This window comes from Actinoplanes sp. NPDC020271, from assembly GCF_044388125.1.
GTDB lineage: Bacteria > Actinomycetota > Actinomycetes > Mycobacteriales > Micromonosporaceae > Actinoplanes.
Window position 1 is genome coordinate 119,190 of the sequence record NZ_JBIRWQ010000017.1, and the last position, 20,237, is coordinate 139,426.

Genomic DNA, 20,237 nt, shown 5'->3' on the forward strand with positions numbered 1-20,237 from the left:
TGGCCGCAGGCCGTGCCGTCCGTAGCGTCTTCCCGGTGATCGAAGTCCATGAACTGACCAGGAACTACGGGGCCGTCACCGCGGTCGACAACGTGTCGTTCCGGCTCGAACCCGGCGTGATCAACGGGTTCATCGGCCCGAACGGTGCGGGCAAGTCCACGACGATTCGGATGATGGTCGGGCTCCAGCGGCCGACGTCGGGAGAATGCCTGATCGACGGCCGGCCGTACCGCGACTTGGCAGCGCCTTTGCGGTCGGTCGGTGCGCTGCTCGACGTGGAGGCGATCCATCCGGGCCGTAGCGGCCGCAACCACTTGCGGGTCCTGGCCCGTACGCACGGTATCTCCGACCGTCGTGTCGACGAGCTGCTCGAGATGGTCGGGCTGGGCGACGTGGGCGGCCGACGCGTACGCGAGTATTCGCTGGGCATGCGGCAGCGACTCGGTCTGGCCGCGGCGCTGCTGGGTGATCCGGCGGCGTTGCTGCTCGACGAGCCGGCGAACGGCATGGACCCCGACGGCATCATCTGGATCCGGTCGCTGCTGCGTTCCCTGGCTCGCGAAGGCCGCGCGGTGCTGGTCTCCAGCCACCTGATGGGCGAGTTGGCACAGACCGCCGACCGGCTCATCGTGCTCGGCCGGGGCCGGGTGCTCGCAGACGCCTCGGTTGCCGAGTTGATCTCACGTAACGCCACCCGGACCGTGTACACCCGCACCGACCAGCCCGAAGAGCTGGAGAGGCTGTTACGGGGGAACGGCTCGGCTGTCGCCCGGCGCCCGGACGGCGCTCTCGAAGTCACCGGGATGACCGCCGACGAGGTCGCCCTGCTGGCGCAGCGCGCCGGCGTCCTGCTGCTGGAGAACGTGACCGTCGCGGCTTCGCTGGAAGACGCGTACCTCGCCCTGACCCAGAACCATGCCCGCCACCTCGTGGAAAGGCTCCCGCGATGAGCACCGACACGGCCGTCCACCTGAGTCTGCCGCGCCTTTTCGCGGCTGAGTGGCTGAAAGTACGCACGCTGCGTTCGTTCCGGGCCAGTGCCGTCGCGGCGGTGGTCGTCGCCATCGGCGGTGCCGCACTGGCGGGGTCCGCCTACACCGACCCGGCGTTCGCTGAGGGCCTGACCGCACGGGACGCCGTGACCGACGTAATCTCCTGGTCGTCGTCCGTCCTGCAGATCCCCGTTCTGGTCCTGGCGGTACTCGTGCTCAGTTCGGAATACACCGGGGGCGCAGTGCGGGTGACGTTTGTGGCCGTACCTCGCAGAGGCCGCGTGATAGCCGCGAAAGCGCTGGTGGTCGCGGTGGTGGCAATCCTGGTGGCCACGCTGTCGCTGGGGCTGGGGTATGTCGGCGCTTTGCCGCTGCTGAACCGTGCCGACCGTACCGGCGTGCCGTTCGGCACAGTACTGAGCCTGCTGGGCGCCGGGATCGGATACTGCGTGCTCGTGGCCCTGTTCGCGTTCGCCGTCACGCTCGTGGTTCGTAACACGGCTGCCGGAATCAGTCTCACCCTCGGTGCCGTCCTGCTCCTGAGAGTGGTGCTGGCCGTGCTCGACATCTGGGTGGCGTTCGACCTGTCCGGGTTGGCGTTTTCCGCCGCCGCGTCCCGGTTGATGACCGACCCGTTCTCTCGCGCCCTGCCCGTAGTCCTCGCATGGATAGCGGTTCCGGCCACGTTCGGGGCTCTCGCCGTGGTTCGCCGGGACGCGTGAGGTGGAGACCGGCGCAGGCACGGTACGGGCCTTCTGGGCTCGTCATCCCCGGCTGGGAACCGGCATCGTCGTCACGTTCTGCCTGCTCGCCGGTCCTGGCATCGAGGTGCTGTGGTGGGGGCCCGAGCAGGCGGACCGCTGGGATCTGACCGTCGGCGTGGTGGTGGCGCTGTCACTGATCGGGCGCCGGTCATGGCCGTGGTGGGTGCTGGCGGTGACGGTCGCCGGTGACGCCTTGACCGAGGGGATGCTGGTGGCGGCGTTCGCGGTGGCGATGTACTCGCTGGCGGCGAACCGTTCGCTGAACGAGGCGACGGCCGGCACCGTCGGATCCCTCGCCGTACTGGGAGCCGAGGCAGTGCACCGGTCCGGCCGCGACGGTCTCGGCACGTTTCTCTTCTTCTACGGCATCACCGTGGTGGGTGCGGTGTTGACCGGTGCGACCGTCGCCACCCGCCGCCGCTACGTGCAGGCGCTGCTCGACCGGGCGGCCCGGCTCGCCCGCGAGAAGGAACAGGAGGGCCTGCTGGCGGCGGCCCGCGAACGCGCCCGGATCGCCCACGACCTGCATGACATCGTCGCCCACAACCTGACCATCATGGTCCGGCTCGCCGACGGCGCGACCGCCGTCGCCGACACCGACCCACAGCGCTCGCGCAAGGCCGTGGAACGCGCCGCCGACCTGGGCCGAGAGGCGATGAAGGACATGCGCCGGCTGCTCGGCGTCCTGCACGACGGCAGCGCCGATGTCCCCGGCGACCTGGAGACCCTGATCGAGACGTTCCGGATCGCCGGTCTGCCGGTCACCCTGCGGCGCCGCGGACCGGATCCCACCTCCCCGGGCCTGCAGCGGGTGGTGTTCCGCATCGTCCAGGAGGCGCTGACCAACGCGCTGCGTTACGCCGAGAAACCGACCGAGGTCCTCGCCGACCTCGACTACAGCGGCGATCCGATCCGGATCGCGGTCGTCGACGACGGCCGCGGCACCACACCGGCACCGTCGGTCGGCAGTGAGCAGGGCCTGAACGCCATGCGCGAACGAGCGGCTCTGTACGGCGGCACCGTCGAAGCCGGCCCGCAGCCGGTCGGCTGGGCCGTCCATGTCAGCCTTCCCCACCCCACCGAGGACACCGATGACTGAGATCACCCTGCTGCTCGTGGACGACCAGGAACTACTCCGCGAAGGCATGGCCATGGTCCTCGGCGCCACACCCGGCCTGCGCATCATCGGCGAGGCGAGCGACGGCCGGGCCGGGGCGCTACTCGCCCGCGATCTGCGCCCCGACGTGGTCCTGATGGACGTCCGCATGCCGATCATGGACGGGATCGAGGCGACCCGTGACATCGTCGCCCACTGTCCCGGCACCCGCGTGCTCATCCTCACCACCTTTGACCTCGACGAATATGCCTTCAACGGCCTGCGAGCAGGTGCCAGCGGCTTCCTGCTCAAGGACGCCCCCTCGGCCGAGCTCGTCAAAGCCGTCCGGACCGTTGCCGGCGGGGAGGCGGTCGTCTCGCCACGGATCACCCGGACCCTGCTCGACCACTACCAGGGCAGCCGGGTTCCCGCCGCGCCCGGCACGAGCCTGCTCGACGACCTGACCAACCGGGAACGCGAAGTCCTGATCGCGATCGGCCGCGGACTGTCCAACCCGGAGATCGCCGGGGAGCTGTTCCTGTCCGAGTCGACGGTCAAGACCCACGTCGGCCGGGTCCTGGCCAAACTCGGTGCACGCGACCGCGTCCAAGCGGTGATCTGGGCCCACACCAACGGTCTCGTCTGACCCGTTACCCGGTTCCGACTGGTACCGCGGTACTACAGCGGAATGGGCACCGCGGTCGGATGGCCGGGCGATCAAAGATCCGTAGCGTCGATCTGGCGATCCCGGCCGATGCCGAAGCGACAGATCGCTTCCCCTCATGCTGACAGAAAGTTGTATCTGATGAGCACTCCCACTGACGCTCCGCGGAAGTCCCGGCTCAGCCCGGTTCTGACCTGGGGAATAGTCGCCGTCACCGTGCTGATCATGGCCTTCGTGCTGTGGCTCGGGTGGCCCGCCGAGGCCGCCGAACTGCCGGCCGGCACCAGCACGGTGGAGGTCCACCTCATCGAGGACAGCATCACGACAGCGGCGCCCACCGGCCAGAGAAGCGGCTGGTTCGGTCGTCTTTCCACGCCGTGCGACTTCGATTCCTGGTACGTCGAATCAGCGGGTACGGCCATGTGCGCCACCCTCGACGAACGGCTGGGAACCATCACCGTCACCACCACTGACAAAAGGATCTCGCTCCCCGCCGACGCGCAGAAGGCGATCACCGCGTGGGCCGCCGAGGCGGGTGGCCCGCAGCCACCGACACGAGCGCTCCTCGTGCGCGACGGCGAACCGGTCGGCATCGTCGCCGTCGCCACTCCGGGCAGCGCTACCCCCGCTCACTGAGCCTCCCGCCCGGAAGTCCGACGTCGTCGACGACCTGCGCGTACGCCTGGCATGCGCCTGCCAGGGATTGTCCATCCCTGGCAGGCCGGCGCGCACCGTGCCAGCGTTCGACCGTACGAAGACGAAAGGATCCCCTCGTGTTGCTGGAGCCGCCGGTGATCAATCCGACGACTTGTCTGCCCGACGAAGAACGGCCGTCCTGATCAATGAGCGACACCTTCGGCCAACTGCTGCGAACTCACCGACACACCGCGGGCCTGACGATGGAGCAACTCGCGGAGCGGTCGGGAGTGAGCGCCCGCGCGATCAGCGACATGGAACGCGAACGCAGCGTGGCGCCACAACGGCGTACGGTCCAAGCACTGGCCGAGGCACTGGCGCTGCCCGAGGCGCAGCAGCCGGCCTTCCTCGCCGCGGCCAGAGCCGGCCGTCCGAGGAAGACGTCCACCGCGCCTCCCGGCAGCTGCGCGCTGCCACGTCCGATCCCCGATTTCACCGGCCGAGGCGGGGAACTCGCCCAGCTGAGCCGAGTTGCGGCCCAGCCCGCGTCGCCGGTTGCGCCGGTGATGACGATTTCCGGAACGGCCGGGGCCGGCAAGACGACACTGGCCGTGCAGGCGGCACACGCGCTCGGCGCCGGGTTCACCGGCGGAACCCTGTTCGTCGACCTCCGCGGCATGGACGCCCGCCCGGTCGGTGCGGCAGAAGCACTCGCCCGGCTGCTCAGCGCGCTGGGCCGCCGCGACGACGAGATCCCGGCGGACGAAGCGGACCGGGCCGGCACGTACCGGGAACTGCTGCACCACCGGCAAGTGCTGGTGGTGCTCGACAATGTTGCGGACGAGTCGCAGGTCCGGCCCCTGCTGCCCGGTCCCGGGCCGTCCCTGACCATCATGACCAGCCGGCGGCTACTGGCCGGCCTCGAAGGAGTCCACCGGCTCAACCTCGCCCAGTTACCGGTCGGGGACGCGGCGACACTGCTGCAACGCATCATCGGCGACCGCGAACCCGGCGCGGTCCGCGAGGTGGTCGAGCTGTGCGGACGGCTCCCTCTCGCACTGCGTATCGCCGGGAACCGGCTGATGAGCCGACCGCAGTGGACGGTGCGGCATCTGGCCGATCGGCTGTCCGACGAGCGTCGACGGCTCGACCAGCTGATCGCCGGGGACCTGCGGATCGCCGCGGCTTTCAGCCTCTCCTACACACAGTTGTCCCCGCAGGCCCGCCGGTTGTTCCGTCGTTTGTCGCTGGCGCCCGTCCAGGATTTCGACGCGCGACTCGCGGAGTCGCTGGATCCGGCCGACCCCGCGGTCATCGAGGACGCCCTGGACGAACTCGTCGAGTTGAGCCTCCTGCAGGCCCACGTCGACGGCCGTTACCGCTTCCACAACCTGATCAGGTTGTTCGCCAGGGGGCGGCTCAGCGAGGAGGAATCGGCAGCCGGGCGTGATGCCGTCGTATCGGCCGTTGCCTGAACACGCAGAAGCACTCCTGCATGTGATTCCGCATGGTCCCGGGCGCCGCGACCGGATGAGATCGAACAGGGCGCAGCAGAGCGGCCCGGCCACGCGACACGAAAGGCGCACCATGGGGACCTGGAACGACCGGCTCACCGAGCTGGGCATCACCCTGCCGCACGCCGCCGCACCCGTCGGCGGCTACGCGCCGGCCGTCCGTTCCGGCATGTACGTCTACACCTCGGGCCAGCTGCCCTTCGTGGCCGGAACCTTGCCCGTCACCGGCAAGGTCGGCGACAGCGTCGACGTCGCCCAGGCCGCCGACCTGGCCCGTACCGCCGCACTGAACGCCCTCGCCGCGGTCGATGCCCTGGTCGGCATCGACGCGGTCGTACGGGTCGTCAAGGTGACCGGCTTCGTCGCCTCGCTCCCGTCCTTCACCGGACAGGCCCAGGTCCTCAACGGTGCCTCCACCTTCCTGCACGACGTCTTCGGCCCGGCGGGAATCCACGCTCGCTCCGCCGTCGGCCTCGCGGTGCTCCCGCTGGACAGCCCGGTCGAGGTGGAACTCCAGGTCGAGATCGCGTCCTGACCGACGCTCACCTCAGTCCTCCAGCGCCTCATTCGATCCGTTTCCCGAGACAAGCGCGGCTGACCTCTGCCGTGCTGTCGCATCCCTGAAAGGCCCCGTCATGAAACCCACGATCGTTCTCGTTCACGGTGCGTTCGCCGAGTCCGCCAGCTGGAACGAGGTGACCCGGCGGCTGCTTTCCCACGGCTACCCGGTGGTCGCCGCACCGAACCCGCTGCGCAGCCTGTCCGGTGATGCCGCCATCGTCTCCAGCGTCCTGGCCGGCATCGACGGGCCTGTCGTTCTGGTCGGCCACTCTTACGGCGGGGCGGTCATGTCCAACGCCGCCGTCGGCCACGACCACGTCAAGGCCCTCGTGTTCGTCGCCGCCTTCGCGCCCGAGGCCGGCGAGAGCATCGGCGAGCTGTCCGGCAAGTTCCCCGGCGGAACGCTCGGCGAGACCCTCAAGGAGGTGCCGCTCCCGGACGGCACCGTCGACCTGTACATCCGTCAGGAGAAGTACCACCAGCAGTTCATTGCCGACGTCCCGGCCGAGCGCGCCGCCCTCGACGCCGTCGCCCAGCGCCCGTTGAACACCACGGCGCTCAACGAGGGATCCGGCGAGCCGGCTTGGAAGACCGTGCCGTCCTGGTTCGTGTATCCCGAACTGGACTACAACATCCCGCTCGCTGCTCACCGCTTCATGGCTGAGCGTGCCGGCGCCCGCGAGGGTGTGGAACTGCCCGGTGCGTCGCACGCCATTCCCGCTTCGGAACCGGCTGCGGTGGCCGAGATCGTGATCCGGGCCGCGACCGCGATCGCCTGACGTCACCGGTGCGGCACCGGCGAGGGGGCGGTGCCGCAGCGATCCCCTCCATTACCTGATCGAAAAGAGCATCATGCGCGTCCGTATCTCCAAGGTTGTGGCGCTGGCCGCCGCCATCGTTCTCACCGGCGCCGTGTCGGTCGCCGGGACCAGCGCGGCCGTCGCCGGTACGCATGTCCGGACCAAACCCACCATCGTGCTGGTGCACGGCGCCTTCGCCGATTCCGCGAGCTGGTCCGGCGTCATCGAGCGGCTCCAGCAGCGCGGTTACCCGGTCGTTGCTGCGTCCAACCCGCTGCGGGGTCTGAGCTCCGACGCCGCCTACGTGCGAACCGTCATCAACTCGGTGCCCGGCCCGATCGTGCTGGCCGGCCACTCGTACGGAGGAGCGGTGATGACCAACGCCGCCGCCGGTGACCCGGACGTCAAGGCGCTCGTCTACATCGCCGCATTCGCACCCGACAAGGGCGAGAGTGCACTCGAACTGTCCAACAAGTTCCCCGGCAGCACGCTCGGGGACACCCTGGCGCCGGTGCCGCTCGGTGACGGCACGAACGACCTGTACATCCGGCCGGAGCTGTTTCGCCGGCAGTTCGCCGCTGACGTCTCCAAGCAGCAGGCATCGCTGATGGCCGCGACGCAGCGGCCGGTCCGGGACGCGGCGCTCAGCGAGGGCTCGGGAGACCCCGCGTGGAAGAAGATTCCCTCGTGGTTCCTCATTGCCGGCGCCGACCGCAACATCCCGGTCGAGGCCCAGCGCTGGATGGCCGATCGAGCCGGCTCGCGGGCAACGATCGAGATCCGCAAGGCATCGCATGCTGTCAGCGTGTCGAACCCGGGCCCCGTTGCGGACCTGATCGTCCGCGCAGCGACCGCGCGATGACCTGATCGCGCGACACCGCCGGCGAGCTTCATGCGAGCGGTACAGACCGATCCGACCACTGGCAGGCCGTCAGCGCCGGAACCGGTGATCGCATTGTTCGGCGGCCCCGACCGGCGTCGGGGCCGCCGGCCTTGTTGCTGCGTACTGAAACTCGCCTTCGGCCACGGGCGAGCCGAGTGTTGCGGTCCCGGACCTGATCATCGGCTGCCTCAGTTGCCTTGTGCGGCAGCGATCCGGTACTTGCCGGGAAGCGGGCTCCAGCGTCAGCTGCGGGTGGCGGGTAGGGTCACCGCTCGTGAACACGCTGACCCGCAATAACGTCAGGGTGACCGGTGCTGCTGACGGTCGCACCGTCGTGCTGGCTCATGGCTTCGGATGTGATCAGAACATGTGGCGGTTCGTTGCGCCGGAGCTCGCTCACGACCACCGGGTGGTGCTCTTCGACTACGTCGGCGCAGGTGGCTCCGATCTGTCGGCTTATGACCCGCAACGGTACGGATCGCTGCAGGGATATGCCGACGATGTGCGGGAGATCCTGGCTGCGCTGGAGCTGTCCGACGTCGTCTTCGTGGGCCACTCGGTGAGCGCGATGATCGGTGTGCTGACTGCGGTGGCCGAGCCGGACCGCTTCGCTGGTCTGGTGTTGATCGGGCCGTCGCCACGCTACATCGACGACGAGGGTTACCGAGGCGGTTTCAGCCAGGCCGACATCAGTGAGCTGCTCGAGTCGATGGACAGCAACTATCTGGGTTGGTCGGCCGCGATGGCGCCGGTCATCATGGGCAACTCGGAGCGGCCCCAGCTCGGCGCCGAGCTCACCAACAGCTTCTGTCGCACCGATCCGGCGATCGCCGCCCGGTTTGCGCGGGCCACCTTCCTGTCCGACAACCGGGTGGATCTGCCGAAGGTTCGGGTGCCGAGCCTGGTTCTGCAATGCAGGGAGGATGTCATCGCGCCCGACGAGGTCGGGGAGTATGTCCACCATCAGATCCCGAACAGCACATTCGTTCGTCTGGCGGCCACCGGGCACTGCCCGAACCTGAGCGCTCCGGAGGAGACTACCCGGGCCATCCGGGCGTTTCTGGAACAGCTGTGAGTGAGGACCCGCCGGCTGAGCCGGTCGAGCCGCTGGTCGAGAGCGCCGAGGAACTGTACGAGAATGCGCCGTGCGGCTATCTGTCGGTTCTCCCCGACGGGGCGTTGGTGCGGCTCAACCAGACCTTCCTCGACTGGACCGGCCACCGCCGCGAGGATCTGCTCGGCCGCCGGATCCAGGAACTTCTCGGCGTCGGCAGTCGCATCTTCCACGAAACCCATCTGCGCCCATTGCTACACATGCAGGGCGAGGTTCGCGGCATCGCTATGGAGTTCCGCCGAGCCGACGGCACTCTGTTGGACACGCTGGTCAACGCGGTGCTGCGCGGCAGCCCGGGGACCGGTGCGGCGGTGCTGCGGATGACGGTCTTCGACGCCACCGATCGGCGTTCCTACGAGCGGGAATTGCTGGCGGAACGGCGACGCGCCGAACGCACGACGGTACGGCTGCGCGCGCTGCAGGACATGGTCATGCGATGCGCTGCCATCGAGCGGGCCGGCGAACTGGTGGATCCGATCGTTGCGGCCGGAAACGCGGCGTTCGAGGCCGCAACCACCACGGTGTGGCTGCTGGACGCGGGCGGCTCGGTGTTGACGGACGCGGGTTCCGGTTCCGGCAGCACCGCGACCATCGCCCTGGACGGCCCGTCTCCGCAGGCCGGCGCGGCTCGTACCGGGAAGCTGGTTGGCCCTGGGCACGGCGAGGTCGCTGATCAGGTGTCAGTACCTCTGGCCGCTGACGATCAGGTGCTCGGCGTGGTCTCGTTCGGATTCGCCGGCGACCGCCTGTTCGACACCGATGAGCTCGAGCTGATGCGGACTCTCGGCCGGCAGGCCGGGCAGGCGCTGGAGCGTGCGCGGCTGTACGAGGAGACCGCTCGACGCGCCTGGCAGTCGGCGTTCCTGGCCCGTCTCGGCCGCGACCTCGACGAGCCTGTCGCTGCCGCCGACCGTGCCCGCCGGCTGGTGTCGCTGGTGGTGCCCACCCTGGCGGAGTACGCCCAGGTCGATCTTGCTCACGACGAGCGAGCGGGATGGCTGGCCGGTGCCGCGCCCCTCGCCGCCACTGATCCGATGGGCAGTCCTGACCCAGGTGGGCCGTGGCCGCTGACCGATCTTGTCCACGAGACCATCCGAAAGGTCCGGAGCTCCGGTGAGGCCCGTCCGGTGCCGCTGGCGGCGCCGGGCGGTCGCTCCGCGGTCGGGTTGCCGCTGCGTGCACGCGGCGAGGTGGTCGGCACGCTATTACTTGCTGGTGAGCCGGCAGTGCCGGATCGAATGGATGTGGAGTTCCTGATCGATGTCGCCGATCGGGCGGGGCTGGCGCTCGACAATGCCCGTCTCGCCGAGCGGGACCGGGAGGTGGCGCTGACGTTGCAGCGCAGTCTGCTGGCCGGTGAACGGCCGATCGACAGCCGATTCCATCTGGCGACCGTCTACCGGCCGGCGATCGAGACGCTCGAGGTCGGCGGTGATTGGTATGACGCCTTCATCACTGCCCGCGGCAGCGTCGGCGTCGTCGTCGGCGATGTCGTCGGCCGTGGCGTGCGGGCGGCGAGCGCCATGGGACAGCTACGCAGCGCCGTACGCGCCCTGGCCACGGCAGAACCCAGCCCCGCCACGGTGCTGCAGCACATGGACGACTTCGTCACCACCCTGGAAGCCGGGCGGATGACCACTCTGGCGTACGCCGAACTGGCGCTCGACACCGGCCGGCTGCGTTACGCCTGCGCCGGGCATCCGCCACCGCTGCTGCTGTCCCCCGGCACCGGATCGAGCTACCTGTGGGAGGGACGTTCCGGCCCGCTCGGCACCCGAGCCGGCAACCGGCGGCGGCGGGAGGCCGAATTCGACATGCCGCCCGGTTCGCGGCTGCTGCTCTACACCGACGGTCTGGTCGAGCGCCGCGGCGAGCGCATCGATGAAGGGCTGAGCCGGTTGACCGACGCTCTGACCGGTCGCTGGGAGATCCCGCTGGCGGTGCTGGCCGAACAGGTCAGCGACGCGATGCTGGCCGGCGATGGTGGCCATGACGACATGTGTCTGCTGGCCCTGGCCTTCGACGGGGCACCACGATTCGACTCGGACGTGCCGGCCGACATGGTCGCGCTACAGCCGTTACGCGCTGAGCTCGACAGCTGGCTGGCCGGCTACGGAGTTCCCGAGCGGGAACGGTACGGCGTAGTGCTGGCCTGTTCGGAGGCAGTGGCCAACGCCATCGAGCATGGGTACCAGCGGAACCCGGCCCACCGTGTCCGGGTCAGCGCGACGATTGACGCAAACACCGTGGAACTGCGGATCAATGACTCCGGCCAGTGGCGAGCACCGCAGGCCAGCATCGACCGAGGACGGGGAATGGCCTTGATGGGACGGCTGATGGACGACCTCGTAGTGGATCGCGGCGAGGGCACGACTGTGCTGATGCGCCGCACGTTCGGGGAGACCAGGCGGTGACCGCCACGGACCGGGTCACGTTGACCACCGAACGAGGGTGCTCGATCGTGCGGCTGCACGGCGAAGTCGATCACGCCAACGCCGGGCAGATAGAACTCGACGTACTCACCGCTACCCGCGCCGCCGCCGGAACGGTGGTGGACCTGACGTCGGTGACCTTCCTCGACAGCGCCGGGCTCAGCTGCCTCGACCGGCTGGTGGCTGCCTTCCTCAAACGCCAGGCCCGGGTACGGGTAGTCGCCCCACCCGACGGCGTGGTCCGCTTCACGCTGGAACTCACCGGTTTCTTACCCGACCTGCTCTGCCCCAGCCTCGACGAGGCGTTGGACGACCTCACCCGTCTGGCGGAAAGCGGCAGTTGACGCCTTGCCGCGAATGTTGCCCGTGGAACCTATAGAAGCTTTTCGCCACCACGATCGCCGGCGTTCCCTGAGGAAAGCGTTGACCAGCACTCGGCGCAGGTAGCCGTCCGGGTTGTCCGCCCGCCGGAACGCCGCCCAGGAGACGTAGAGCTTGGTCAGCGCGGTCTGTACCAGATCTTCGGCCAGGTGCGGATCGCCGGCCGTCAGCAGCCGCGCGGTCTGCAGCGGCCGGAAGTCCGTGACGGATGCAGCGACGAAGACCGGGATTGACCCTGAGAGCGACTTCGTCGCGATCTGCGCATCACGTACGCCCACGTCACCACCTGCTCAGGACCCGGTGCTTCGAAGGCTGAACACTTCGCCGGCCGATTGGCAATGTCAGGTTGGAAGCGCGGATCTCGCCGAGGAGGGCCATGGCGTCGGATGCGGATTTGATAGGCCGGTCGCTGAACGGCGATGTCGACGCCTTCGTGGAGGTGGTCGTTCGTCATGAGGCCGCCGTCGGTTCGTACCTTGCTCGCCGGGTAGGGCGCGACTCGGCTGAGGACCTGCTGGGCGAAGTCTGGATCGCCGCGTTCGAGTCGCGGCGATCGTACGACCGGTCGTACGACGATGCCCGGCCGTGGCTGTACGGGGTGGCGCTGAATCGCTTGCGCCGCTTCTGGCGGTCCCGGCCACCCGAGGACCTCGTCGAGGACGTGACGGAACTGGCTACCGGGTGGGACCCGTGGTCGGCGGTGGACCTCGGCATGGACGCTCGGGCGGTGCTCGAGTCGGCCTTGACGCGCCTCAAACCGGAGGAGCGGGAAGTCCTGAGGCTCGTCGCCTGGGAGGACCTGACCGCGGCCGACGCCGCACGGACGCTCGGCATGCCGGCCGGCACTGCGCGGCGGCTGCTGAGCCAAGCAAGGGCGGCTTTACGCGAGGCGCCGGGGGTGTCCGCGCTTCTGAAAGAACGCAACAGCGCGAAGGAGAAACACCGATGACCGACGAGCTCGATCTGGTCGGTGAGTTGGGCAGCGCAGAACCACTGCGCCCGGAGGCTTATCAGCGGGCGCGGGCGACGCTGCGCGCAGCGATGGCTGACCCCGGAACCGTGCGGTTGCTGGGCGCGACATCAGCGGAGGACACGACTATGGAGACGAATTCGACCATGGAAACGACGACAGCCAAACGGCATCACGAGTCCAGCCCGGCGATGCGGCGCGGCCGCCGGCTGGGCATCGCCGGCCGGTTCGGCATCGGCGCCGGCGTGGCGGCTGCCGCCGCCGCAGCGGTTGTCGCTGTGGCGCTCAACTCGTCGGCGACCGGAGGCGTGGTGGCTGCCGCAGATCCGTCGGCTGCCGCCTCGGGGACGGTCGGCGCCGACGGATCCGCCGAACGCGCGCCGCTCATGACTCTGGCCGGGTCGATCAAGACCCTCACCCTCTCGGGGGGCGATGCTTGGCTGGTGAAGGCGACTCAAGTCGACGGGAAGAAGACCATGCAGGTGGTCTACACGCTGTACACCGACGATCATGCGATCTACACCGGCAACAGCGTGCAGGACATCAAGCTCGCGATCACCGGTCGACAGGACCAGATGAAGGCCGGCGGATACGCCCCCCTCCTCAAGGCGGCGGTCGCCGCGGCGGACAGCAGCCCGGCCGACGGCCGGACCCGGATGCTCAAGGCAGCGAAGGATCCGCTGGCCGGCCTCGACCCCGCAGCGCAGAAGGCGGAGTGGGACAAACAGCAGGCGGCCGCCCAGGTGATCATCAAGCAGAAGGGGGGCAATGCGGAGCCGAAGCCCTACAGTCCTGAGGCCGTCCAGCAACACCTCGACAACGCCCTGTGGACGTACAGCACCGAAGCACTGTCCGCCGGCGACGGCGACACGCAGGTCCGTGCCGGTGTGTTGCGTCTGCTGTCGACGATCTCCGCGGTCGACGTCAAGAAGTCGACCACCGGCGGTAAGGCGACGCTGACGATCACCGCCGGCCCAGAGGTGTTCGGCGGTGAGGGCGGCGAGGTGCTGACCGTCGATGCCGAGACCGGCATGCTGGTCAAAAGCGTCTCCACCGTGCCGGGCCTTCCTCAGGCCACCACGACCTACGAATCTTCCCGGGTGACGCAGGCCAACCTGTAGACGGCGACCTGATGGTGCGGGTTTCGACGCGCACCTCAGCAGTCAAGGACTGGATCGCACAGCCGTTGTCCCGCGATGAGAGCATCCCACCTGGGACGACGCCCCCCAAGGGGTCGAGCGGCACTACGGCACCCTGGCCAAGCGGTACTCGCCGAAGGTGGCGCCGCCGGCCGACGAGAACGATCAGGTAGGCATGCCCGGTTCTCACGAACGTGAGTGATTCTCACGGATTAGTGCCATGGTGGCATCTTCCTCTCGCAGTCGCCGGCCGATTCCCTCGAAGATCAATTAGTGCGATCACGGCACACCTGTTCGAGAGGGAAACAAACATGTCTACACTGGCCAAAATCGGCGTAATCGCCGGAGGGTGCGCGATCGTTCTCGGCCTCGCGGCCTGCTCGTCCAGCGACACCACGGGCAAACCGGCCAGCGGCTCCACTTCTGCTGCGGCGACCGCCCCCGCCTCGGCTGCGGCCACCGTCACCAGCACGGCGAGCACCAAACCGGCCGCTTCCGGCGCCGACATCAGCAGCCAGCCGATGGGAACCGCGCAAATCATCAAGACGGCAAAGTTCGACGCGAAGGTGACGCTGACCGCGGTCACCGGGGCGGCGGCCCAGTCCGGTGACGCCCCTTACGTGGTCGAGGCCCGCGTGCAGGTGACCCGCGGCACCTATCCCGCCGGTACGCTCGATGTCCAGTTCATCTATGCGAACGGCTCGGTCCACAAGCAAATCGAGGACTCCAGCGGCTCCGAACCGACCGCCGAACTCGATGCCCCCGGTGACGGCACCTTCCGGTACCAGTTCGAACACCCGGCAGGCGCAGGAGTGGGCCAGGGCGCCCGCATCACGATCAACGAGGGCGGCAAGCCCCTGGCCACCTGGCTGACCTGACCCCAGAATCTGGTCACGCGGGCTTGGAAGCAGCAGGAACATACTGAATCCGCACTGAAGGGACTGCCTGCCGGCTTCCCTTGAGCGCACTTCAGCGGAAGGCCGTGACCTGAAGAAACAAGGGTTACGGCCGTTTCGCTCCTACGCCGTTATGGTGCTTTCCCCGACCCGGCCGCGGCTGCCTGTCACAGTCCGTCGCGGAGCGCGGCGAAGAGCCTCTCGAGGCGAGCGCGATGGTCTTCGGTCGTCGTGAGCTGCCCGGCGATGCAGCGTCGCGCGTTCTCGGTCAGCACCGTGGCGTAGCCGGCCACGAAGAATGCGGCGAGCAGGACACTGTCGCCTTGGAAGCGTGAGTCACGGTCGAGCTCCTCGGTCAGGGCCTTCTGGAGTTCCGAGGCAAGTTCCCGGGCTCGCGCGATGAGGGGTGCGGAATCGGCCACCGTGCGGAAGAACGGGGCGGATCTGTCGTCCAGGCCTGACAGGCCGTGCCGGTCGTCGGCGAGCCGGGACGTCAGGTCGTGCAGTGACGCCAGTACGTCGATGCCGGCCGGGCGCTCGCGAACGGCGGATCGCAGCAGCTGCACCGCGTCGTCGACCCGGTCGAGGAGCAGGTCTTCCTTGCGGGGGAAGTGCTTGAACACGGTCACGCTGGAGACGCCCGCCTCGCGGGCCACATCGGCGACCGTGACGGCATCGAATCCCCGGTCCAGGAACAGCCGGGTTGCGACCTCGGAGATCCGCGCTCGGGTCAGCGGCCCGCCCCGTGCGTCCGTGCGTGCCATGCCGCCTCCTCCGTAGTCGGGCTGATCTTAGCTATATTGTGTCACTAAGCTTAGTCAGTTAACCTGACGAGGTGCCCGCTACCGGCCAGAAGGAGACTTGCAATGCCTGACGTCATGCCGCGCCCACCATTCGATCCCGAACTGGGAGCCGTCTTGGCCGGGATGCAACAACGGGGACCTTTCACCCTGACAACCGAGATGCTCCCGAGGATGCGGCAGCTGGAGATCTCGGAGGAGGAACTCGACGAGCGTCTGCGCGGCCGGGGCCTGGAGCGTCGAACCGTGACCGTTCCCGGTCACCAGGGGGACCCCGTCAAGCTCGCGATCATCCAGCGCACTGGACGCACCGGTCCGGCGGCATGCTTCTACACCGTGCACGGCGGGGGCATGATGTTCGGTCACTACCTGGGCAACCTCGACTCGTACGACGAATGGCTGTTGACCCACGACGTGGTGATGGTGAGCGTCGACTACCGCCTCGCACCGGAGCATCCCGACCCCTACCCGGTCGAGGACTGCTATGCCGGACTGGTGTGGACCGCGGCACACGCGGACAGCCTCGGCATCGACCCGGCCCGCATTGTCGTCGTCGGCCAGAGCGCCGGCGGTGGCCTTGCCGCAGGAGTGGCCCTACTGGCCCGGGACCGTCAAGGCCCGCGCCTGTTCGGACAGATTCTCATCTCGCCGATGCTCGACGACAGTGACTCCACGGTCTCGACCCGGCAGATCGACGGAGTGGGCGTCGCCGATCGCGCCATGACCCGGTTCGGGTGGAACGCCTACCTCGGTGACCGGCGCGGCGGGGACGACGTCACCATCTATGCCGCACCGGCGCGGGCGACTGACCTCGCGGGCCTTCCCTCTACCTACATCGACTGCGGTAGCGCCGAGGTGTTCCGGGACGAGACGGTGGCTTATGCCAGCCGACTCTGGGAAGTCGGCGTCAACGCCGAACTCCACGTCTGGCCGGGCGCCTTCCATGGCTTCACCAGCATGGCGCCGCAAGCGGTGCTCTCCCGGACCGCCGTCGCGGCCCTGGCCGATTGGACCGGCCGGCTCCTCGCCGCGTGAAGATTTACGCGAGCACAGGGATATGTCCCCTGAAGCGCTCCCGCTTTGCCCTCGCCGTCCGGCTGGACGGGACGTCGGTGACCGGTGGGCAATTCTGTGCCGTGCGGCAATGGCACGACGTCCTGGCCTCCGGCGGGCTGAGCCGCTGAGGCCAGGACGGAGCGACGGTGCCGGTGGCTCAGGTCGGCGGGCGCCCATCTCGACTCGCGGCAAGGTGGATGTCCAGATCAGTGCGGCCGGGGAGCAAATCTTCGCGCAGCGCTCGGGTGCCGTGATAGTCGCCGTCACGGAGGCGCCGATAGCGTCGGGCCGGCTCCGAACCGGCCGTGCGGACCCGTTGGCGCAACCGTTCGATCTCACGATCGACGCCGGCGCCGTCCAGGCTGTCGGCGTCATGAATCACGTGCAGGTCCAGAGTTTCGATACCCACATACCAGAAGACGCCGTGGGTCAGCGGGAACAGGAGGGAGTCGAGGTCGCCGCTGATGCCACGCGGCCCTATCGACTTCGCGTCCTCGCCGGCGGTCACGACGATCAGCGCCTTACGCCCGGCGAGCCCGCCGTCGCCGTAACGCCTGGGCAGCCTGAGTTCGGGGTCGATGTCCCCGTAGGCGAAGCCGCTGGTGAGTACTCGGTCGAACCAGCCTTTCAGGATCGCGGGCGGTCCGTACCACCACAGGGGGAACTGCACGATCAGCAACTCGGCGGCGGCGATCTTGGCCTGCTCCGTGCGTACGTCCTCAGGTGTCTGACCTCCGGTGTACGCCTCGCCTGCCAGTTCGGCGATGTTGCCGGGCTGGCCGGCCTGATCGCCGAGGTCGCGGTTGCTGAGGACCGGATCGAATCCTTGTTCGTACAGGTCGGAGGTCAGGACCTGGTACTGCTGTGACAGGGCCTCCACCCCGGCGGTGAAGAGGTGATCGTTGAGAGACCCGCGGCGCGGATGCGCATACACCCAGAGGGCGGTCCCGGGCTTCGGGGGCTGGTGGATGGTCATGGGGCGTTCCGATCAGGGCCGGTGCACTTTGTCGATCTTGATCGTAAGCAGGACACGCTCCTGCGTGCCGTTACCGAAACCGGGGTAAGGGCGGCCGATGTATTTCTGGGACAGCTCGTCGATGTTCTGCCGCGCACCGTCGGTCGTGGCGGTGACGACGCTGCCGCGCAGGGCCCAGGACCGCAACGGCGAGGCCGGATCGGCGATCCCGATGGCGATGCGCGGGTCACGTTGGATGTTGCGCGTCTTCTGGTGGGTGACAACCGTGTTGACGAGCACGTGCTCACCGTCGGTGGAGGCCCAGGTCTGCGAGATCTGCGGCGATCCGTCCGGCATGAGAGTGGTCACGAAGCAAATGGCCTTGCCTCGAAGAACTTCGAGCAGGTCGTCAGGCAGAGGCATGATGGGCCCTCACTTCTTTTCGTCGTTGTAGAAACGGTCGATGACTGTCTCGCCCGGCGGGTCGCCGGGCAGTTCGGCGTGGCGCAGGCCTGCCAGGGCGACCGCGAGAGCGCGGCGCCACAGGTCCGGGGCGAAGGTGCGTGAGGCGTCCATGACGCTGCCCACCATGACGTGCGCGGCGACGAAGTCGGCGGGCGTGACCCCGGGTGCGAGCTGACCGGCGCGAACAGCGCGAGCGATGAGGTCGGCCACGATCGGAGTCATCCGCTCCCGGGCACGTATCACCAGAGCCGTCGCCTGATTGCGGCCGCGCAGCAATTCGCCGAGTCCCCGGCTCTGCGCCTCGATCTCGAGTTGCTGCTCGAGGAACCAGGCGAGCCCGACCCAGGCGTCGTCGTGCCGCGAAGCCTGCTCGGCAAGGGAAACCACGGTGTCGAGGTGCTCACTGAAGAGGGCGTCCAGCAGATCCTGCCGCTGCGGAAAGCGTCGGTAGATCGTGCCCATCCCCATGCCGGCGGCCCTGGCGATGTCTTCATAGGCGACGTCCAGACCAGCGGAGGCCATGAGCTCGTACGCCGTGCGCAGCAGTAGCTGACGGTTGCGTTCCGCATCACGACGCAGGGGTGGGTTCGACTCGGCCATGTCCGAAGCCTAGTTAACTGGAGGATCTTTTCCAAGTTGAATTTTTCTTCCACTTGCTGCCTACAATGGCGCCCTGAGTCGCTGATCGCTAGGAGCATCCGATGAAATCCCCTCTGACCGACCTGGTGGAGCCGTATCCGATCGCGGTTCCCGAGAGCGCACTGCAGGACCTGCGGGCCCGTCTCGCCGCCACCAGGTGGCCGGACCGCGAGACCGTCCCGGACTCGAGCCAAGGGCCCCAGCTGGAGCGCATCCGTGCTCTCTGTGACCACTGGGCCACCGGTTACGACTGGCGGCGTGCCGAGCGGGACATCAACAGCTTCGGCTCGTCCCGGACCGAGATCGACGGGGTGGCCGTCCACTTCCTGCACGTACGTTCGGCCGAGCCCGCCGCAGTGCCGCTGCTGTTGTGCCATGGCTGGCCCGGATCGATTCTGGAATTCCGGCAGTTGATCGGTCCCTTGACCGATCCGGTGGCCCACGGCGGCAACGCCGAGGACGCCTTCCACGTCGTGATCCCCTCCATGCCGGGTTTCGGGTTCTCCGGCAAGCCCACCACGACGGGCTGGAACGTGGCCCGTATCGCCGAGGCGTGGATCGTCCTCATGGGACGTCTGGGCTACGACAGCTGGTTCGCCCAAGGCGGTGACTGGGGAGCAGCCGTCGTCGAGCAGATCACCCGCACCGCACCGGAAAAGTGCCGGGGAGTGCACTTCAACTTCCCCATGGTGTTCCCCACGCCACAAGAAATGAGCGAGGCAACCGTGGCGGAGCAGCGGATGATGGCACGCGCTCAGCGGTACCAGAACGAACTCGACGGGTACGCCCGAGAGCAAGCGACCCGCCCGCAGGCGGTCGGCTACTCCCTCGCCGACTCACCGGCCGGGCTCGCGGCCTGGCTCTACACCCTCTTCCAGGACGTGACCGACAATGACGGCGACCCGGAGAAGGCCGTCGATCGCGACGAGATCCTCGACGACATCATGCTCTACTGGCTGCCCAACGCCGCCGCATCCTCCGCACGGCTGTACTGGGAGCAGAGGCAGAGCGACACCATGCCGGCCGGGCCGGGCAAGCCCAACCCCGTCCCTGCGGGCTTCAGTATCTTCCCCGGCGAGGCCGTGCAGGCATCCCGGCGCTGGATCGAACGACGCTACGAGACCGTGCTGCACTATGCCCAGCTCGACCGCGGCGGGCATTTCGCCGCCCTCGAGCAGCCCGGCGTCCTCGCCGACGAGATCCGGACAACCTTCCGGTCGTTGCGAGCGTCCTGACGGTTGCCGCCGGCTCCTGAACTGACGACGAAGGAGAATCGCCGATCCGCCGTACCTGCGCTCCGGGGCGCGTCTCGAACCTGGTGATCGCACTACGTCCGAGGTTCGACGAAGTGTGTTGATGATCACCATTTCCCTCGGGTGTCCTCTCTTTGGAAGGCCGTGACCCGTGGGCAGGGGGCACGGCTTCTTCCTTTCCCGGGGATCTCGCGCCCGGGGCCCTGGTGATCCGCGCTGCTGCGCGC

The 20,237-nt window shown here is 68.4% G+C and carries 22 protein-coding genes; 17 read left to right on the top strand and 5 right to left on the bottom strand.

Going from position 1 to position 20,237, the window contains the following annotated elements; translation table 11 throughout:
* The first annotated feature begins 35 nt into the window (after positions 1-35).
* The 12 genes from ACH442_RS31205 (at position 36) to ACH442_RS31260 (ending at position 11,800) form a co-directional block, all read left to right on the top strand.
* Positions 36-950, top strand: coding sequence for an ABC transporter ATP-binding protein (locus tag ACH442_RS31205; protein WP_396341699.1), 915 nt, complete (start codon positions 36-38; stop codon positions 948-950).
* Complete coding sequence (locus tag ACH442_RS31210) at positions 947-1,714, top strand: ABC transporter permease (RefSeq protein ID WP_396341700.1); 768 nt, start codon at positions 947-949, stop codon at positions 1,712-1,714. Before ACH442_RS31205 ends, ACH442_RS31210 begins: the two co-directional genes overlap by 4 nt.
* 1 nt (position 1,715) lies before the next feature.
* Positions 1,716-2,855, top strand: coding sequence for a sensor histidine kinase (locus ACH442_RS31215; protein ID WP_396341701.1), 1,140 nt, complete (start codon positions 1,716-1,718; stop codon positions 2,853-2,855).
* On the top strand, positions 2,848-3,498 hold the full coding sequence (locus ACH442_RS31220) for a response regulator (RefSeq protein ID WP_396341702.1): 651 nt from the start codon (positions 2,848-2,850) through the stop codon (positions 3,496-3,498). Before ACH442_RS31215 ends, ACH442_RS31220 begins: the two co-directional genes overlap by 8 nt.
* Before the next feature lie 159 nt (positions 3,499-3,657).
* Positions 3,658-4,152, top strand: a complete 495-nt coding sequence (locus ACH442_RS31225; RefSeq protein WP_396341703.1) for a hypothetical protein — start codon at positions 3,658-3,660, stop codon at positions 4,150-4,152.
* Between the two features lie 206 nt (positions 4,153-4,358).
* Positions 4,359-5,627 carry a helix-turn-helix domain-containing protein gene (locus tag ACH442_RS31230; RefSeq protein ID WP_396341704.1) on the top strand — a complete coding sequence of 423 codons (1,269 nt, stop codon included), beginning with the start codon at positions 4,359-4,361 and terminating at the stop codon, positions 5,625-5,627.
* Positions 5,628-5,739: 112 nt separating this feature from the next.
* A complete protein-coding gene (locus tag ACH442_RS31235) occupies positions 5,740-6,201 on the top strand; it encodes a RidA family protein (protein ID WP_396341705.1) in 462 nt (153 codons plus the stop codon).
* Between the two features lie 100 nt (positions 6,202-6,301).
* Complete coding sequence (locus tag ACH442_RS31240) at positions 6,302-7,006, top strand: alpha/beta fold hydrolase (protein ID WP_396341706.1); 705 nt, start codon at positions 6,302-6,304, stop codon at positions 7,004-7,006.
* Positions 7,007-7,079: 73 nt separating this feature from the next.
* The gene (locus ACH442_RS31245; protein WP_396341707.1) at positions 7,080-7,889 is read left to right on the top strand and encodes an alpha/beta fold hydrolase; all 810 of its coding nucleotides are present in this window, start codon (positions 7,080-7,082) and stop codon (positions 7,887-7,889) included.
* A 295-nt stretch (positions 7,890-8,184) separates the two neighbouring features.
* Positions 8,185-8,985 (top strand): alpha/beta fold hydrolase, encoded by an 801-nt coding sequence (locus ACH442_RS31250; protein WP_396341708.1) that lies wholly within the window; start codon positions 8,185-8,187, stop codon positions 8,983-8,985.
* Positions 8,982-11,438, top strand: a complete 2,457-nt coding sequence (locus ACH442_RS31255; RefSeq protein WP_396341709.1) for a SpoIIE family protein phosphatase — start codon at positions 8,982-8,984, stop codon at positions 11,436-11,438. Before ACH442_RS31250 ends, ACH442_RS31255 begins: the two co-directional genes overlap by 4 nt.
* The gene (locus ACH442_RS31260) at positions 11,435-11,800 is read left to right on the top strand and encodes an STAS domain-containing protein (RefSeq protein WP_396341710.1); all 366 of its coding nucleotides are present in this window, start codon (positions 11,435-11,437) and stop codon (positions 11,798-11,800) included. Before ACH442_RS31255 ends, ACH442_RS31260 begins: the two co-directional genes overlap by 4 nt.
* On the opposite strand, the gene ACH442_RS31265 is transcribed toward ACH442_RS31260, so the two are convergent.
* The gene (locus ACH442_RS31265) at positions 11,726-12,115 is read right to left on the bottom strand and encodes a sigma factor (protein WP_396341711.1); all 390 of its coding nucleotides are present in this window, start codon (positions 12,113-12,115) and stop codon (positions 11,726-11,728) included. The genes ACH442_RS31260 and ACH442_RS31265 overlap by 75 nt on opposite strands.
* Before the next feature lie 98 nt (positions 12,116-12,213).
* Here ACH442_RS31265 and ACH442_RS31270 point away from each other — a divergent pair, with 98 nt between their 5' ends.
* The 3 genes from ACH442_RS31270 to ACH442_RS31280 all read left to right on the top strand — a co-directional run bounded on the left by ACH442_RS31270 (position 12,214) and on the right by ACH442_RS31280 (position 14,824).
* Complete coding sequence (locus ACH442_RS31270; RefSeq protein ID WP_396341712.1) at positions 12,214-12,786, top strand: RNA polymerase sigma factor; 573 nt, start codon at positions 12,214-12,216, stop codon at positions 12,784-12,786.
* Positions 12,783-13,928: a hypothetical protein gene (locus ACH442_RS31275; protein WP_396341713.1), complete on the top strand. Its 1,146-nt coding sequence runs from the start codon at positions 12,783-12,785 to the stop codon at positions 13,926-13,928. The genes ACH442_RS31270 and ACH442_RS31275 overlap by 4 nt, the downstream gene beginning before the upstream one ends.
* A gap of 329 nt (positions 13,929-14,257) precedes the next feature.
* Positions 14,258-14,824 carry a hypothetical protein gene (locus ACH442_RS31280; protein WP_396341714.1) on the top strand — a complete coding sequence of 189 codons (567 nt, stop codon included), beginning with the start codon at positions 14,258-14,260 and terminating at the stop codon, positions 14,822-14,824.
* 185 nt (positions 14,825-15,009) lie between these two features.
* Here ACH442_RS31280 and ACH442_RS31285 read toward each other — a convergent pair whose 3' ends face one another.
* Positions 15,010-15,606, bottom strand: coding sequence for a TetR/AcrR family transcriptional regulator (locus ACH442_RS31285; RefSeq protein ID WP_396341715.1), 597 nt, complete (start codon positions 15,604-15,606; stop codon positions 15,010-15,012).
* Positions 15,607-15,816: 210 nt separating this feature from the next.
* Here ACH442_RS31285 and ACH442_RS31290 point away from each other — a divergent pair, with 210 nt between their 5' ends.
* Complete coding sequence (locus tag ACH442_RS31290; RefSeq protein ID WP_396341716.1) at positions 15,817-16,677, top strand: alpha/beta hydrolase; 861 nt, start codon at positions 15,817-15,819, stop codon at positions 16,675-16,677.
* 178 nt (positions 16,678-16,855) lie between these two features.
* Here the strand turns inward: ACH442_RS31290 and ACH442_RS31295 are convergent, their stop codons facing one another.
* The 3 genes from ACH442_RS31295 to ACH442_RS31305 are packed head-to-tail and all read right to left on the bottom strand — an operon-like array spanning position 16,856 to position 18,718.
* Positions 16,856-17,674, bottom strand: coding sequence for an NAD(P)H-dependent oxidoreductase (locus tag ACH442_RS31295; RefSeq protein ID WP_396341717.1), 819 nt, complete (start codon positions 17,672-17,674; stop codon positions 16,856-16,858).
* A gap of 12 nt (positions 17,675-17,686) precedes the next feature.
* Positions 17,687-18,076, bottom strand: coding sequence for a PPOX class F420-dependent oxidoreductase (locus ACH442_RS31300; RefSeq protein WP_396341718.1), 390 nt, complete (start codon positions 18,074-18,076; stop codon positions 17,687-17,689).
* A gap of 9 nt (positions 18,077-18,085) precedes the next feature.
* On the bottom strand, positions 18,086-18,718 hold the full coding sequence (locus tag ACH442_RS31305; protein ID WP_396341719.1) for a TetR/AcrR family transcriptional regulator: 633 nt from the start codon (positions 18,716-18,718) through the stop codon (positions 18,086-18,088).
* 101 nt (positions 18,719-18,819) lie between these two features.
* Between ACH442_RS31305 and ACH442_RS31310 the strand changes: the two genes are divergently transcribed.
* Positions 18,820-19,992, top strand: coding sequence for an epoxide hydrolase family protein (locus tag ACH442_RS31310; RefSeq protein WP_396341720.1), 1,173 nt, complete (start codon positions 18,820-18,822; stop codon positions 19,990-19,992).
* Positions 19,993-20,237 lie beyond the last annotated feature (245 nt).

Bases quoted from the DNA above. Each gene is read 5' to 3' on its own strand.
- ACH442_RS31210 (WP_396341700.1), top strand. From the start codon at position 947: ATGAGCACCGACACGGCCGTCCACCTGAGTCTGCCGCGCCTTTTCGCG.
- ACH442_RS31220 (WP_396341702.1), top strand. From the start codon at position 2,848: ATGACTGAGATCACCCTGCTGCTCGTGGACGACCAGGAACTACTCCGC.
- ACH442_RS31240 (WP_396341706.1), top strand. From the start codon at position 6,302: ATGAAACCCACGATCGTTCTCGTTCACGGTGCGTTCGCCGAGTCCGCC.
- ACH442_RS31310 (WP_396341720.1), top strand. From the start codon at position 18,820: ATGAAATCCCCTCTGACCGACCTGGTGGAGCCGTATCCGATCGCGGTT.
- ACH442_RS31235 (WP_396341705.1), top strand. From the start codon at position 5,740: ATGGGGACCTGGAACGACCGGCTCACCGAGCTGGGCATCACCCTGCCG.
- ACH442_RS31230 (WP_396341704.1), top strand. From the start codon at position 4,359: ATGAGCGACACCTTCGGCCAACTGCTGCGAACTCACCGACACACCGCG.
- ACH442_RS31290 (WP_396341716.1), top strand. From the start codon at position 15,817: ATGCGGCAGCTGGAGATCTCGGAGGAGGAACTCGACGAGCGTCTGCGC.
- ACH442_RS31305 (WP_396341719.1), bottom strand. From the start codon at position 18,718: ATGGCCGAGTCGAACCCACCCCTGCGTCGTGATGCGGAACGCAACCGT.
- ACH442_RS31300 (WP_396341718.1), bottom strand. From the start codon at position 18,076: ATGCCTCTGCCTGACGACCTGCTCGAAGTTCTTCGAGGCAAGGCCATT.
- ACH442_RS31280 (WP_396341714.1), top strand. From the start codon at position 14,258: ATGTCTACACTGGCCAAAATCGGCGTAATCGCCGGAGGGTGCGCGATC.
- ACH442_RS31275 (WP_396341713.1), top strand. From the start codon at position 12,783: ATGACCGACGAGCTCGATCTGGTCGGTGAGTTGGGCAGCGCAGAACCA.
- ACH442_RS31245 (WP_396341707.1), top strand. From the start codon at position 7,080: ATGCGCGTCCGTATCTCCAAGGTTGTGGCGCTGGCCGCCGCCATCGTT.
- ACH442_RS31225 (WP_396341703.1), top strand. From the start codon at position 3,658: ATGAGCACTCCCACTGACGCTCCGCGGAAGTCCCGGCTCAGCCCGGTT.
- ACH442_RS31295 (WP_396341717.1), bottom strand. From the start codon at position 17,674: ATGACCATCCACCAGCCCCCGAAGCCCGGGACCGCCCTCTGGGTGTAT.
- ACH442_RS31285 (WP_396341715.1), bottom strand. From the start codon at position 15,606: ATGGCACGCACGGACGCACGGGGCGGGCCGCTGACCCGAGCGCGGATC.
- ACH442_RS31270 (WP_396341712.1), top strand. From the start codon at position 12,214: ATGGCGTCGGATGCGGATTTGATAGGCCGGTCGCTGAACGGCGATGTC.